At 41.1% G+C, this 15,771-nt stretch carries 14 protein-coding genes and 1 tRNA gene; 11 read left to right on the plus strand and 4 right to left on the minus strand.

Features of this window, described 5'->3' with window-relative positions:
* Window positions 1–19: 19 nt before the first annotated feature.
* From IQ264_RS18485 to IQ264_RS18495, 3 genes are all read right to left on the minus strand, one after another.
* Window positions 20–928, minus strand: a complete 909-nt coding sequence (locus IQ264_RS18485; protein WP_193982276.1) for a hypothetical protein — start codon at window positions 926–928, stop codon at window positions 20–22.
* A 280-nt stretch (window positions 929–1,208) separates the two neighbouring features.
* Window positions 1,209–2,120: a cation diffusion facilitator family transporter gene (locus IQ264_RS18490; protein WP_193982277.1), complete on the minus strand. Its 912-nt coding sequence runs from the start codon at window positions 2,118–2,120 to the stop codon at window positions 1,209–1,211.
* Between the two features lie 431 nt (window positions 2,121–2,551).
* Window positions 2,552–2,638 (minus strand) — tRNA-Ser (locus IQ264_RS18495).
* A gap of 65 nt (window positions 2,639–2,703) precedes the next feature.
* Here IQ264_RS18495 and IQ264_RS18500 point away from each other — a divergent pair.
* From IQ264_RS18500 to moeB, 9 genes are all read left to right on the plus strand, one after another.
* A complete protein-coding gene (locus IQ264_RS18500; protein WP_193982278.1) occupies window positions 2,704–3,072 on the plus strand; it encodes a 2Fe-2S iron-sulfur cluster-binding protein in 369 nt (122 codons plus the stop codon).
* Window positions 3,073–3,160: 88 nt separating this feature from the next.
* On the plus strand, window positions 3,161–3,592 hold the full coding sequence (locus IQ264_RS18505; RefSeq protein ID WP_228061638.1) for a thermonuclease family protein: 432 nt from the start codon (window positions 3,161–3,163) through the stop codon (window positions 3,590–3,592).
* A gap of 291 nt (window positions 3,593–3,883) precedes the next feature.
* Complete coding sequence (locus IQ264_RS18510; protein WP_193982280.1) at window positions 3,884–4,729, plus strand: inositol monophosphatase family protein; 846 nt, start codon at window positions 3,884–3,886, stop codon at window positions 4,727–4,729.
* A gap of 94 nt (window positions 4,730–4,823) precedes the next feature.
* Complete coding sequence (locus IQ264_RS18515) at window positions 4,824–5,792, plus strand: J domain-containing protein (protein WP_193982281.1); 969 nt, start codon at window positions 4,824–4,826, stop codon at window positions 5,790–5,792.
* Window positions 5,792–7,030 (plus strand): ATP phosphoribosyltransferase regulatory subunit, encoded by a 1,239-nt coding sequence (locus IQ264_RS18520; protein ID WP_193982282.1) that lies wholly within the window; start codon window positions 5,792–5,794, stop codon window positions 7,028–7,030. The genes IQ264_RS18515 and IQ264_RS18520 overlap by 1 nt, the downstream gene beginning before the upstream one ends.
* 84 nt (window positions 7,031–7,114) lie before the next feature.
* On the plus strand, window positions 7,115–7,342 hold the full coding sequence (locus tag IQ264_RS18525; protein ID WP_073596408.1) for an indolepyruvate ferredoxin oxidoreductase subunit alpha: 228 nt from the start codon (window positions 7,115–7,117) through the stop codon (window positions 7,340–7,342).
* A gap of 264 nt (window positions 7,343–7,606) precedes the next feature.
* Window positions 7,607–8,335: an ABC transporter ATP-binding protein gene (locus IQ264_RS18530; protein WP_193982283.1), complete on the plus strand. Its 729-nt coding sequence runs from the start codon at window positions 7,607–7,609 to the stop codon at window positions 8,333–8,335.
* A 195-nt stretch (window positions 8,336–8,530) separates the two neighbouring features.
* Window positions 8,531–8,989 carry a Mov34/MPN/PAD-1 family protein gene (locus IQ264_RS18535; RefSeq protein ID WP_193982284.1) on the plus strand — a complete coding sequence of 153 codons (459 nt, stop codon included), beginning with the start codon at window positions 8,531–8,533 and terminating at the stop codon, window positions 8,987–8,989.
* Window positions 8,990–9,078: 89 nt separating this feature from the next.
* Window positions 9,079–10,251, plus strand: a complete 1,173-nt coding sequence (gene moeB, locus IQ264_RS18540; protein ID WP_193982285.1) for a molybdopterin-synthase adenylyltransferase MoeB — start codon at window positions 9,079–9,081, stop codon at window positions 10,249–10,251.
* A gap of 365 nt (window positions 10,252–10,616) precedes the next feature.
* Here moeB and IQ264_RS18545 read toward each other — a convergent pair whose 3' ends face one another.
* Window positions 10,617–14,018: a class I SAM-dependent DNA methyltransferase gene (locus IQ264_RS18545; protein ID WP_193982286.1), complete on the minus strand. Its 3,402-nt coding sequence runs from the start codon at window positions 14,016–14,018 to the stop codon at window positions 10,617–10,619.
* 986 nt (window positions 14,019–15,004) lie between these two features.
* On the opposite strand from IQ264_RS18545, the gene IQ264_RS18550 reads away from it, so the two are divergent.
* Both IQ264_RS18550 and IQ264_RS18555 read left to right on the plus strand, forming a co-directional pair.
* Window positions 15,005–15,190, plus strand: a complete 186-nt coding sequence (locus IQ264_RS18550) for a hypothetical protein (protein WP_193982287.1) — start codon at window positions 15,005–15,007, stop codon at window positions 15,188–15,190.
* 4 nt (window positions 15,191–15,194) lie between these two features.
* Window positions 15,195–15,771, plus strand: a 577-nt coding sequence (locus IQ264_RS18555) for a zinc-dependent alcohol dehydrogenase (protein WP_193982288.1), incomplete at its 3' end; no start/stop codon positions are given.

Here is a 15,771-nt window from a genome sequence, read left to right on the forward strand (position 1 = left end):
TAAAAACCTACAGTAAAATTTAGTTTTCCGTTCCTTTATTTATTGGTTCAATGACTCTACCTCGGCGGAGTAATCGATCGGCTTTTAACAAAGCAGGTGTTAAAGTGACGTATTCTTTGGAGTTGCGATCGATACTTGGTTCAAAGTCAAAATACTCTCGCGGACTCTGCGGATCGTTTAGTTTATAATTCTGCACATAAATCCCCTGATCCATCAAGATTTGCGGCACCATTTTGCTAATTTCTAATGCCATATAAGGATTACCTAAAAATGACGCACCCCAAAGTTTTTGCAAGAAATCTAACATTTCTGGCATTTCTTGTATTCCACCAGTAGCAGAGGGTTGATTGGTTACGGAAACTTGGGCGACTGCGCGATCGATCGTACTCAGAATATCCGCCAAATTATCCAAGAAAAACTTGCTATCTACCTGAATACTTGGTTGTAAAGCTGCCAAAGATTGACTTAATTCCACATTATCTTGCTTATTACTTTTATCAAGTTGTAATGCTACTTCCAATCCTGCAAGTACCGTTACTAACAAAATTGGCATCCAAACACCTGGAGTATCATCAATTAAGGAAAATAGAGATGTGAAAATTCCGACACCGATTGGTATTTGGAGGACTTTTAGTAAAAGTTTATTGGGGGATGATTTCTTGGTGCGATCGATAATTTGCTCAATATTTTGCTGAATCAGAGTCGCTTCATCAGCAGTCGAGAGAGTACCAATAGACTGACGCAGCGTATCCAGAAAAAACTTCACCAAGCGTACCTGAGAAACACTGAGTTCGCCAATGTAACTTTTTTCCAAATTATCTATTTTGCTTTGTACCAGCTGAACTACTTGCTTCATGCTGGTTGCTTTATCAATCTCCGTTTCCAGTTCGCCACGTTCTTTACTAAAAAGCGTAAATAATGTTTGCATTTTAACACCCAAATTTCAGTGTTCTTTAAGTAATGAATCTTTGTAATATAAATACCTTATTTTTTCACTTCACTATCAAATATTATATAAAATTTAATTTAGCTATTTCTTCAAGGCTTAATCAAAATCTCCATTTCTTCTCTCTGCGCTCTCTGCGCTCTGCGGTTCAAAAAATTATCTTCTGTTCTATTTTATGCTGATAAATTGTCCAAACAACAATGAGGAATTTCACACCCAAAAGAGTTAATTCCTGTTCGGAAAGCCACACTAGTTCTTTTCCCTAATTACCTACAGTCCGATCTAAATTTTGGTCATTCCAAGAAGTAGGATCTTCCACAGGTTCTAAATGGGTAAACACATAAGTTCCCGGAAGTGCGTTAATGATAGTTAACTCAATTTCCTCACACAAAGCATGACCTCGCTTCACTGTCCATTCTCCCGGAACTAAAACATGGAAAGAAACAAAGCGACGCGCCCCAGCAACTCTCGTTCTTAAAGCATGAAACTGAATATTTTGATTATCGTAGGTATTAAGGATATTCCTAATAATTTTTTGTTCTTCTTTAGGAATTCCTGTATCTAAAAATCCGCCTCCAGTTTCGCGTAAAAGCTTCACTCCTGCCCAAACAATATTAATGGCTACCACAAAAGCAATTAGCGGATCGAGAATTAGCCAACCTGTCAGAGGTACGGCAATTAAAGCTATTACTACACCCACAGAAGTCCAGACATCAGTTAATAAATGATGAGCATCAGCTTTGAGAGTAATTGAACGCAAACGTTTTCCGGCACGTAACAAAACAACAGCAACTACACCATTAATAATAGATGCTATTATAGATAATCCTAATCCTATTCCTATTTGTTCTAATTCTTGAGGATGAAATAGACGATTCCATGCGGCTATAGCAATGGTAATAGCAGCAACTAAAATTAACGCACCTTCCACACCGCTGGAAAAATATTCGGCTTTAAAATGCCCGTAAGCGTGTTTTTCATCTGGTGGTTTAGCAGCATAACTTACCGCCCAAAATGCTACTAGAGCTGCAACTAAATTAACACATGATTCTGCTGCATCAGATAATAATCCCACTGAGCCTGTCAGGAAATATGCGCCAGCTTTCAAAGCAATGGTAATTAAAGCGGCGGCGATCGAAATTAAGGTGTAAAAACGGGGTGATTTGTTGCTCATAGCAACTGCTCATAACTACTTGTACTTGAAAGTTTACCTTATTGACACTATTCCGTTACAGCGTCAGCTTAACTGTATATTCTTCTTTCAACGAGGTGTAATCATTAAAAATGGTTTAGCAAATTTACGTGGTGATTACACCAGATGTACAGCTGTGTCGCCCAGCTATCAAATACAGAACTTAAGGAACGGAGAGGGAGGGATTCGAACCCTCGTTGAAGTTGTCCCCAAACAGCATTTCTAGAAATCATTAATGAATTCATTAATGATTTTCAGGTATAGAGATTTTCAAACAAACCAGCCCACAGAGACAGATAAGGACGGTTTATAGGAAAACTGCCCAACAGATAAGAAAAACTAACTCACCCACCTACTCACCCAATTGAGATTTACTCAACCTGCAAGCAAAATGGCTAGAAGTATTACGGGAACGGAGAGGGAGGGATTCGAACCCTCGTTAAAGTTTCCCCTAAACAGCATTTCCAGTGCTGCGCCTTCAACCACTCGGCCACCTCTCCAGGGCTGTGCTTTGGTGTTTTTCGCACAGAATCCTATTATAGATCATGTTGCTCGAATTTTTGCAATGTCTCGCTTATTTAAAATTCGGATTCACGATCGCCAAAGGGATACCTATCATACAATTGAAGTTCCAGACGATCGCTACATTCTTCACAGCGCCGAAAACCAAGGTGTAGAATTACCATTTTCCTGTCGCAATGGCGCTTGTACCGCTTGCGCGGTAAGGGTGATTTCCGGCGACATCTATCAACCAGAAGCGATGGGACTATCCTTGGAATTACAAAAACAAGGTTATGCTCTTTTATGTGTGAGTTATGCTCGTTCAGACTTATTCGTGGAAACGCAGGATGAAGACGAGGTTTACGAACTCCAGTTTGGTCGGTATTTTGGAAAAGGTAAAGTTAAAGTCGGTTTGCCAATGGATGAAGACTAACATTAGTCATTTCTTTAGCCTTGTGGCTGCTTGCTGTTTCCTACTCTTGGGGGGATGCCAGTCCACTGGTACTCCCCAAGGGGTAACATTGAACATACAACGAGTTCTCAGCGGACAAACCTTAGAAGTAGCTGCTGTGCAAAACCAAGCTGACTCAAATATAAAGGTGCAACTGATTGGGGTGTCAGCACCAGACTTACGCCAAAGACCTTGGGGAGAACTTGCTAAAGAAAGATTACAGGAAATGATCGGGGAAAAACCCGTGTTGCTGGAATCTGACTTGGAACCAAAAGACCAATTCGATCGACAGTTAGCTTATGTCTGGCAAGATGGTAAACTCCTGAATGAACAAGTACTCAGGGAAGGTCTGGCTTTATTTCGACCGCGATCGCTGAACCGCAAGTACGATGAACGCCTAGAACGCGCTCAAGAGTACGCTAGAGTCATGGGATTAGGAATTTGGAACCCAGATCAAGCCCTGCGTCTACCTCCAGAACAGTTTCGCCAACAGTACAGATAAATTAACAACGTCAAATTAATTCGCTTAATTTCTGGACGATCGAGAGCAGATGCTGTATTAATCAGCAAAGGCTAAAGTTTTTGCTCAAAACTCTTGCCCAATAGCAGGTTGATAGCGGATACTTCTAGCTATAGTTCTATATTTTTATTAAAAATTATCCATTTATAACTTCACGTAATTTAAAAATGAGCTACCAATCATTTACCGGGACAAGCTAACAGAAATATTTTTTTCCTGTTCCCTTTTCCCTTCCATTTTCAAAATGTCCCGCTTTAAGTCGATCGTCTAAAAATGAGTTCCCCTACTCCCGAACAGTTACAAACCTTTCTCGATATTGCCACAGAAGCAGCTCTGGCTGCGGGTGCTGTCTTACAATCCTATTATGGTAACTTAGAAACAATAGAAGAAAAAGGCCGTCCTGGAGACTTATTAACTGCCGCAGATAAAGCAGCTGAAGCCGTAATTTTGGAAATTTTAAATCGCCACTTTCCTGACCATGCAATTTTAGCAGAAGAATCAGGACAGTTAGGAGAACAACAAAGCGAATATTTGTGGGCGATCGATCCTTTAGATGGTACAACTAACTTTGCTCATCAATATCCCTTTTTCTCTTCATCAATTGGACTTTTAATAGAAGGAATTCCCCAAGTAGGCGCAATTTTTGATCCTTTTCATAATGAACTATTTCGTGCCGCAAAAGGTTTAGGCGCAACTCGCAACCGTCGTCCGATCGGAGTTTCTCAAACAGCAGAACTAAGTAAAAGTTTATTAGTAACAGGTTTTGCTTACGATCGTCGTCAGACAAAGGACAACAATTACGCCGAATTTTGTCACCTTACCCATCTTACCCAAGGCGTGCGCCGTAGCGGATCGGCTTCCTTAGATTTGGCTCATGTAGCTTGTGGACGCTTAGATGGATACTGGGAAAGAGGACTTTCTCCTTGGGATATTACTGCTGGGATAGTTTTACTAGAAGAAGCAGGAGGCAAAGTAACTGCATACAATGGCAGTCCTATACAAATAAAATCAGGAAGAATATTAGCAACAAATGGTCTAATTCACAACAGTCTAAGTACCGAACTTATGCAAGTGCATCCCTTGTCAGATTGGGGAAAACACTTAACAACAAATGTTTAATTTACACATAAGAAAAATTATATCAGAGATATTACATCCTTTGATGTTACGAAGTACACTAGATTTATAGATCTAAATTCTGGAACCGTAAATTATGGCACTTAATATTGAACAAGGATTATTCAAGTTTGATTGCACAGACCATCACGCAGTTTTAGGCGTACCATTGGATGCTACAGCTAATGAAGTCAGAAAAAGATATCTGAAAATTTCTCGTCGCCTGCATCCCGACAGCTGCACAGCTGACAGCGAAGCCAGCAAACAACAAGCCAGTCAGTTTTTCGCTAAATTAGTCAGTCCAGCTTATCAACAACTATTTAACGATCAAAGTCGTGCAGAACATAACGTATTGTTAACCCGCATGGGAAAACGCCTGGTACAAGAAAAAGAGAAAATTGATCTGCAAAGTGAACTAGCAAAACAGCTATACAAATCCACTAACTTGGAACATGAGTATAAAACTGCATTGCATAAACTAATTGAACAACAATATGAATCAATAGACCATATTCTGCAAAATACAGCCCAAATCAGCGAACTGAATTTAGTTTACTTAGTACGGAAGTCTAGCCAAGGTCAAAGTGCCAGTAAACCTGCCGAAGTTACTAAAGTAGCAACTCCTGCTGTCACCACACCAGCAAAAACTAACCCAGCCGCAGCTACACCAGGTAAAGTACCCCCAGTAGCGGAAAAGAAACCTGCTAAGGTGGAACCTTCTCCAGCTGAAACCTACTGCCGCCGTGCCCAAGAGTATATTGAAAAGAACTATCCTGCTAAAGCTATCTTAGAATTGAGAGATGCTATGAAGATGGAGCCGAAAAGTAGTCGCGTTCATGCTTTAATGGCAATGGCTTACTTAAATCAGGATCAGTTGAAAATGGCGAAAATTCACTTAGAAAGCGCCTTACAATTTAATGCTGAAGAGCCAACAGCTTTAGAGGTGAAAAAACGCATCGATACGATCGAGAAACGTACTACTGTACGTACAGCAGCAGCAAGTAAAAAGCCTGAAACTAAGGCTAGCGGTGGATTATTTGGTTTGTTTGGTGGGAAGAAGAAGTAATGGTGCATCAACCACCCGCAGGGGCACGGGATTTATTGCCCCTCGATGTTGCTCAAAAACAATGGATTGAAAACCGCTTACAGCAGGTTTACCATCGTTGCGGATATCATCGGATTATTACCTCAACAATTGAGCGGTTGGATACTTTAATGGCTGGTGGTGCCATCAACCGCTCTACAGTATTACAATTGCAAGCGGGAACCGAAGAAGAAAGTTTGGGACTGCGCCCAGAGTTAACTGCTAGTATCGCCAGAACAGCAGTGACTCGCATGGCGGGAGTGAGTTATCCGCAGCGACTTTATTACAACGCTAATATTTTTAGAAGAGCCCAAAAAGGTAGCTACAGCGGACAGCAAGAATTCTACCAAGCCGGAGTGGAATTAATTGGCGGTGGCGGGTTGCTGGCAGATGGGGAAATTTTATTGTTGCTGGCAGAATGTTTATTTGAATTAGGTTTGAGTGGTTGGCATTTAGTTTTGGGTGAAGCAGGACTTACCCGGAGTTTGCTGGCACCTTTTCCTGGTAAATTGCAGGAGAAAGTAAGAAGAGCGATCGCACATCTCGATCGTGTTACCCTAGAAAATCTCCCCCTCTCCGATGAACTGAAAGAACGTGCCCTCCTATTACTCGACTTACGGGGAAAACCAGCTGATGTCCTGCAAAAAGTCGCCAGCTTACAACTAGAACCTACTGGAGAAGAAGCACTTAATAATCTTAAATCTCTAATCGAGTTACTAGAACAAGGTCTTCCTAACTTAACTAAACAAACAAAACTTAGCGCCAACATCACTCTCGATTTGAGCTTAATTCAAACATTCGATTATTACACAGGCATAGTATTTGAAGTTGTTGGCGAAACAGATACCCGAAAACAAATCTTGGGACAAGGCGGACGTTACGACCAACTTTTAACCCTCTACCATCCCCAAGGAAACAGCGTTCCCGGTATTGGTTTTTGCTTAAATATTGAAGAATTACACCAAGTTTTACTTCCCACAGGACAGTTACCCCAAGAAACACCTACTAGCGAATGGTTAGTAGTTGCCCAAACATCCTCAGATTTTCCTGCTGCTTTCGCTTACGCCCACAGTTTGCGTCAGTCAAAAAACTTGGTAAAAGTAGAATTAGACTTAGGTGGACGTTCGCCAGAAGAAATTCGGGAATATGCCCGCCTGCGTTGCATCCCCAAAATTGCTTGGGTAAAAGAGTCCGGTTCCCCAACTCTAGAAACACTCTGACTCAAAAAGCATTACAATTCTTAATGGCTAAGCTCACCAAAAAGTGCTAAGCAAACTCGTCTGTCGAATTTTAAAAGAGAGAGAATGTCACACACGATTGTTACGAATACCTGCGAAGGCATTGCTGACTGCGTAGATGCTTGTCCCGTTGCTTGCATCCATGAAGGCCCAGGCAAAAACGCCAAAGGCACAGATTGGTACTGGATTGACTTTTCCACCTGCATTGATTGTGGCATCTGCCTGCAAGTTTGCCCAGTAGAAGGTGCCATAGTTCCCGAAGAACGCCCAGAACTACAAAAAACTCCCCAATAAGGCAGAAGGCAGAAGGCAGAAGGCAGAAGGAAAGAGAATTTTAGTTAAAGTTTACTTCGTTACATACTTCAGTTTATTTGTGCCTTTTTACTTAATCTTCTGCAAAATCCTCCTCTCACTCTTCCTCTGCGTCCTCTGCGTCTGTAGCGGTTCCCAAAAAACCTCTAACAAGTCAATCCAAAATCTAAACTCAAACTAACCCTCCTCTTACTCTTTCCTTCGCGTTCTTTGCATCCTTTGCGGTTCCCTAAAAAAACCTCCAACATGACCATTAACCCACTATTAGAAGTAGAAAACGTCTACGCAGGATATGTAAAAGACTTAGACATCCTGCAAGGAGTCAACTTTAAAATATACCCTGGCGAACTAGTAGCAGTCATCGGCCCAAATGGTGCCGGAAAATCTACATTAGCCAAAACTATTTTTGGTTTACTGACTCCCCACCAAGGAAAAATTACCTTCAAAGGCCAAAGTATTGGTGGGTTAAAATCAGATCAAATTGTGCAACGAGGAATGTGTTATGTACCCCAAATTGCCAACGTTTTCCCAACTTTAACAGTAGAAGAAAATCTCGATATGGGGGCTTTTATTCGCAATGATTCCCTGCAACCATTGAAAGATAAAATTTACGCCACTTTCCCTGTTTTAGCGGAACGTCGCCGCCAACGCGCAGGAACTCTTTCCGGCGGACAAAGGCAAATGTTGGCAATGGGCAGGGCGTTAATGTTACAACCAAGTTTGCTGTTATTAGATGAACCTTCGGCAGCTTTGTCTCCGATTTTAGTTAATAATGTTTTTGAGCAAATTCGCCAAATTAATAGCGGCGGAACTGCGATCGTCCTTGTAGAACAAAATGCTAGGAAAGCTTTGGAAATGGCACATCGCGGTTATGTTCTCGAAGCTGGGCGCAATCGCTTCACAGGCCCCGGTTCAGAATTATTAAATGACCCTAAAGTAGGTGAACTTTATCTTGGTGTTAAAACAGTTCATTAAAGTTTTGTTAATTTTTTGTGACGACTCAATTTTGTTACCGGGAACACTTTTTTAATAAAGCTAGATGGTATACTTTAGTATAATGGGATGGTTGTGATTGTTTTATTTTTGCGAATATCCAATTATGTAAGAATAAAAACCTAATATAATAATATCAGGAAACAGCCCAAAAACAAGATAAATTTTGCCAATTTAATGATTAAAATTCCTGCCGAACATTTGCAAGCGATTTGCACTCATGCCGAAAGAACCTATCCCGAAGAATGTTGCGGGATCATGTTAGGAAAAATAGGTGATGAAGGGAAAACAGTATCGGAAGTTTGGGAAACTTTCAACGCTTGGGAAGAAGAGAAATGGGCAGAGTTTCCGGCGAGTGGAGGAGTCAGGGGTAAAGAGAGCACATTTACGATCGCACCATTAGACATCATCAAAGCACAAAAGGTGGCACGCGATCGACAATTGCAGATTATTGGGTTTTATCATTCTCACCCAGACCATCCGGCGATACCATCGGAAATGGATCGTGCGATCGCTTGGGCAGTATACTCTTATATAATTGTCTCCGTGCGCCAAGGCAAAGTAGGGGAAGTGCGAAGTTGGTGTTTAGATGACGCGCATCAGTTTCAAGAAGAAGAAATTTTCCCCAACGTTTAAGACAAAATGTAAAAACCGCGAAGACGCGAAGTGCGCGAAGGATACTTTTTAGTTACGATCTTAGATCTGCTTTTTGCTATTAGATAGTCATGCTCAATCCTAATCTGGATCAAGTCCAATTATCCAAAGAAGAATACGAACGCTACTCCCGACACCTGATTTTACCGGAGGTTGGGCTAGAAGGGCAAAAACGCCTGAAAGCTGCCAGCGTCCTCTGTATTGGTACAGGTGGACTAGGTTCCCCATTACTGTTGTACCTAGCAGCAGCGGGAATTGGCAGACTGGGAATAGTTGACTTTGATATAGTCGATAGTTCCAACTTACAACGCCAAGTGATTCACGGCACCTCTTGGGTAGGAAAACCAAAAATTGATTCTGCCAAAAACCGGATTTTAGAAATAAACCCCAACTGTCAGGTTGATTTATACGAAACTCGGATTAGTGCCGAAAATGCACTAGAACTCGTTAAACCTTACGACATAGTGGTGGATGGAACAGATAACTTCCCCACCCGATATTTAGTTAATGATGCCTGTGTGTTGTTAGATAAACCAAACGTTTACGGTTCAATTTTCCGGTTTGAAGGACAAGCTACCGTATTTAACTATGAAGGTGGGCCAAACTACCGTGATTTGTACCCCGAACCCCCACCGCCAGGAATGGTTCCCTCTTGTGCCGAAGGCGGCGTTTTAGGGATTTTACCCGGAATTATTGGCGTAATTCAAGCCACAGAAACTATCAAAATTATCATCGGTAAAGGTACTACCTTAAGTGGGAGATTGTTGCTGTTCAACGCATTGGAAATGAAATTCCGCGAGTTGAAACTGCGTCCAAATCCGATTCGTCCAGTAATTGAAAAACTGATAGACTACGAACAATTCTGCGGGATTACCCAAGCTAAAGCAGAGGAGGCGAAACAGCAAATGGAAATGGCAGAAATGACAGTCAAAGAGTTAAAACAACTGCTAGATAGTAGTGCTGATGACTTCGTTTTGATTGATGTTCGTAATCCTGGTGAATACGAGATTGCTAAAATTCCTGGTGCGGTTTTAGTACCATTACCCGATATTGAAAGTGGCCCAGGTGTGGAGAAAGTGAAAGAATTACTCAACGGTCATCGCTTAATTGCTCATTGTAAAATGGGTGGGCGATCGGCAAAAGCTTTGGGTATTTTGAAAGCAGCCGGAATCGAAGGCACTAACGTCAAAGGTGGAATCACCGCTTGGAGTCGCGAAGTCGATCGTTCTGTTCCAGAATATTAATTGGGGACTGGGGACTAGGAAAGATTTGAGCTGTAGGGGCGGGTTTAGCAAGTAACTTTTCTTTTTCACAGACAAGCTTTCAACAAAACCCGCCCTTACAGAGTTTTTTTGCTTCCCTGTTTCCTCGGTTCCCTGCCCTCTACCTCTGAGAAAAAATTTGAAGTTTTATGACAAATTCCCCTTGATGTTAATTTCTGCGGAAATTGGGGAATGTTAGAAATAGGGAAGACAAGTGACAGTTCTTCTGCCCGGTCTTCCCCCAGGGATGAAATGATTTCGGGATAGCTGAGTATATTAAATTCTATATTTTTTCGTTTTCTGCTGTAGGAATGCCTCTCTGCCTACAGCAGAATTATTATTTTTAACTAATTATGATGCCAGCGAATGGCGTTATTCTCCTGACGACTCAGCAGAATTCCTAACGCTTCTAAACTTTCCAAATGTTCGGCAATTGCTTTTTTCTGTCTGGTAGCACCTTTAAATTGTGCTACAACTTGTTCCACTGTCCATTCGCCTCCAGTGGTGCGGAGTAAATCTCGAATTGCTGCTAGTTGTTGTTTGGGCTTTTTCGGCCAAGTTTTTTGTTCTGCGGGTGTAGTAATGACTTCTTCTTGTTCGGTAATTCCGGTGAGAGTCATTTGAGTTGCTATTTCCTTGGATGCTTGATATTCTGGACGCAACCAACGGATTAAACCGTTACGTTCTTCGGCAGAACGATCGGCATTTAAGGCAACTAATCGTTGTAAAATTTCCTCATCACTGATATTTTGCTCCCATCCGTAAGCTTCTAAAACTGCTGCATCGAGTTCTTCGTGAATTTGTTTAAGAGTGGAAACTAAAGCTTTATTATTGTAGGTTTGATCTGCTTCGGTGAAAGGTTCTCCAGCACGGAGTTTTTTTAATAGGTTGTACATTCCCGTGATGGTGATTTCGGGATGTTGAGATTGGACTTTTTTGCGATGATTATCTAGTTTTTCTCCGAATTCGCGGATTTTTTGTTTTTGTTCCGGTGTGGAGTCGGGGAAAGGGAAAGGATCAAAGCAACGAGTTTTATTATACCGGGGAGTATTACCTGCTAAATCTCCTCCTGCTGCTAATGCCCAAGTAACATGAATATGACTGGAAAGAACTCCTAAAAAATAGGCATCTTCAAGGGCTATAGCTACCAGCATATTATCAGCCAGTACCTTGGCATCTAGAAAAGTAAATATTCGATGTTTACTCGTTTCAACTGTAGCAATGTAACGTTTTAGTTCCTTGAGTGCTGGTCTAAATTCAGTTCGTGTCCGTCCAAATATCCACCAATTTTCTCGTAGACTTCTATCACGATTAGCATCTCTTTCTGGTTTAACTCTTTCCAGTACCCACTGATATGCTTTTGGATAATTATTTTCTGCTTGTTCAACAGTTAAACCAAATAGGTCAATAACTCGGACATTTCGAGAACGCTGCATAAAGTCTCGACCATTTATATAAGTAAACAGAATTTCCGGCTCAACTTTGGTAAAATCAGATTGTTCAACAATAAATCCAGACCCAAATAACATTACACCCCGGCTGGAAAGCCGATCGTTAGCTTTAAGAGGTTGACATTGAGTTAAATCAGCACCTACTTGTAAATCACTAAAAATTTTGCCCACATTTTGCCACTTTACTTTAATTTTTTCAGCGTAATCTTCCGGTGTTTCTTCTTCATTTTCAGCAATTACAACACCTAATTGAGCCATCTTTCCCTGATTATTATCCAATTCAACAGCAGTCATCGCAATTCTAACTGCTGCACCTCTATCAACCCAAGGGTGATCGGGAATCGCCAAAATTAGCCTAATAGGGTTCTTTTGATTTAAATGAAAATCTATAACTTTTCGCTGTCTAATTTGTCGAATACTATTAGTAGTAATAAACCCACATCTTTTAACTTTACCCAATCTGACTAACTCCGCCGCCTTGTGCCACCAATACATGACAAAATCTACCGTATCCGGCACATCTTGGTAAACTTGGCGCAAACTTTCAACATACCCATCGCCCAAAACTTCCCGCATTCTGGCATTCCCAATAAAAGGCGGATTAGAAACAATATAATTTGCTTCTTGCCACTCAGCAGGACGGGGATTATTAAACTTATAAATGGGAATTTGATGTGTAGGATCGGGCACATTTTCCCCAGTTACAGAATGCTGCATTATCCTGCCACCCCAACGAGTGCGCGGTTGATTTGTGCTGGGATCGATCGCAATTTCTTTACTGTCATAATCTAACACAGCATCCCGACATTCTATATTATTGTAAGCCCGTAAAACAGGCTCAATTGGGGGAATATTACCAAAGCGTTTAAAATGCCATTGTAAATAACCAATCCAGATTACCAAATCAGCAATTGCAGCTGCCCTGAGATTAAGTTCAATCCCTAAAAATTGCGAAGGATTTACCCGATCGAAATCTAAAGATAACTGTTCGCCACCTGTAATATCTGCCAACCTTCGCAAAACTTCTGATTCTAAACCTTTGAGTAAATCCAAAGTCACATAAAGGAAGTTTCCCGAACCACAAGCAGGGTCAAGAATTTTGATTTCGCGTAACTCTTTGAGGAAGTCTTGAATTAGTGCGATCGCATTTTTTACCTGTGTCTTAGTCGGTTCTTCTCCAGCATTTTCTAAACTTTGTTTAACCTCAGCTTGCACCAACTCCCACTGTTCCCGAATCGGTTCTAAAATTACCGGACGTACCAACCTTTCCACATAAGATCTCGGTGTATAATGCGCCCCTAACTTACTCCGTACCTTATCATCCAACGCCCTTTCCAACAAAGTACCAAAAATCGCAGGTTCCACCTGACTCCAATCTCGTTGAGATGCTTGCAACAAAACTTCCAATTGTTCCCCATTTAAAGGAAACGCCCAAGCATCAACAAACAACCCGCCATTAAATTTCAACAACTTCCCAGAAAGCCCAAAACTTGTTCCATCATTCATCGCTTGCCAAAGCGCCTCTACCTCTGGTTGGAAATTTTTCGGTTTGGGAATCCAACGTTCTTTTAATGCTTCAGTAAACAATTTTTCTGGCAACAAACCCACATCTTCCGCAAACATCGTGAAGATACAACGCATTAAAAAACTAGCCACTTCTTGCGGTTGACGATTACTTTCCAAACTCCGCGCCAACATAGCCAAATCTGCCGCTACCTCCCGCGTTACCCGCGCCGCAATTTTCTCCGGGTTGCGCTTTTGGGGATCGGTAAAAATATCGACAAATAAACCAAAAATATCCGGTTTTTGGAAATCAACTAAAGGAATAGTTCGCCTAGCGCCATATCCGCCATAATCTCCATTAAAACCTAGCCAAATTTCAAAATGAGAACCAATATCACAAATGATTAAAAAAGGTGGTTGAGGTTCTAAATGACGAGTGTAGGAAAGTCCTTGCACAAAGGCTTTTTGCATTTCCTTTAAATAACTTGCCGTTCCCCGCTTGGCTGTACCTTTCCCCGCAACTTCCCCCCCTTGCTTAGCCTCAATTACAAAATGCCCCTGTTTATAAAAATCCACCAAGCAAGTCGTCACCTTACCACTAGGATGAGGAATTTTTACATCCTTTTCAAAGCAAAAAGGATCGCCAACAATACTACCCTTAGCCGGAGGCGGTTCAACGTCCAAAGCTTCACATAAATCCAGAAAAAATGAGTCTTTATTAGCTCTTTCGTCCCCGCTTGAGCTTTGCCATCGTTTCAGGAACTCTTGTACCCGTTGCAAATCTGACTCATTCATTTTGGCAACTTAGCTAAGTTTCTCATAACAGAAGAATTAACAACTCTCACCCGTCCCTACAAAGCCTTCTTCCCTTCTACCTTCTGTCTTCTTGCACTAGTGCCCTAAAAACCTGGCTTCAGGCATTGTCCAAGTAATAATTTTTATCATTATTATACTGACTCAATTTTTGCTGGTAATCGCCTATATTGAGGCTTTTGATGCAAAAATACAAATAATTACTCTCAATTACTTAACTAATCTTTCTTTAGATGCAAGCATTGTTGTTGCTGTAGCTGCTAGACTTCCACCTTAGTTATATATGAAGCTGTTGTTTTAATATAAAAAAGCTCCTATTGTGTCAAGGCAATTAAGACTGAGAATTTTAGATAACATATTATTAGTAACTTTACTAGTATCCACTGCAAGACACAAATGCGTAAACATACCTATGTCTTTGTGCATATCGATTACCTTAATAAGTAAATTCCATTAACTATGATGCAAAAATTTGCGTTTAATCATAAGTAAACATACACAAAACTTTATGGGGATCAATCATAATCGTATTATATTAAGAGATTTTACGTAAAGGATCAGCAAATTTTAAATTATCCTAAAGATAGATGGATTCCCTAATAGAGCGATTTTAAACTATAAAAGTAATCTAATTCTCGGCTGTCGATCGAGCGGTTAGTCAACAAGGAGAGTAAATTGTTCCGATTAATTAAATCTCCCTTAAAGACAGTTAAAGCTAATGAAATCCTTAGTATTAAATCGCACTTTTGTTAATAGGTTACTCAGTACTTTCGCTGAGCAGTCTACTGAGAATTGGGAGCAATTTTTTAAAAAAGTTTATCTAGGCGGTGAGTTAAGTTATGAAGCGACCAATCAGAAACTAATTCAGAAATAACATCATTAATCATGGTCGATTTCATTTACTCAATTTCATTTCATCCTGTGTATCTAGTTTTAATTAAGTAATTTTTTGAACAGAGGCAAATACAATGAATAGCCGCAGTAATACTTGTCCATTTTGTGGAAGTTCACTGCTTCGCCACATTCGCCATCAAGGTGTTTATTGGTTTTGCAGCAGTTGTTATCAGGAAGTGCCTTCTCTGACTTCAATGGTTATGTCCCGTCGTGATAAAGTAGGACAGCAGTCGCGTCCGCTGACGACAGTGGGTTCCTAAAGTTTTGTTAGGTGCGGTACTTTACGGTCAAGAAGATTTACGTCTGGAATCAGTAGCAGATCCGATCCCTGATTCCCAGGAAATAATTATTCAAGTCGGCGTAGCAACAACTTGTGGCACCGACTTGAAAGTATGGCGCAGGGGTGGTCATGCGAAGATGTTGCGACCGCCGACGCTGTTTGGTCATGAAGCAGCAGGTAGAATTGTGGCGATCGGCAAAGATGTTCCAGGTTGGCAAGTTGGCGATCGCGTAGTTGCCAATAACTCTGCTCCTTGCATGAATTGTTTCTTTTGTCAACGCCAAGAATATTCCCTCTGCCCGAATTTAACTTGGAATAATGGCACTTTTGCCGAATATTTAAAGATTCCCGCCCAAATTGTTAAACATAATTTATTACCAATTCCCGATGATTTGCCCGATGCTTTGGCATCAATGACCGAACCTCTAGCTTGTGTATTGCATGGGGTAGCAAGGTCGAACATTAAAAATGGCGATCGCGTAGTAGTAATTGGAGATGGTGCGATCGGTCTAATGTTCGTCGCCGCGATCGCCCAACAAGGGGAGATGGGGAGATGGGGAG

Source organism: [Phormidium] sp. LEGE 05292 (genome assembly GCF_015207735.1).
GTDB lineage: Bacteria > Cyanobacteriota > Cyanobacteriia > Cyanobacteriales > Aerosakkonemataceae > Floridanema.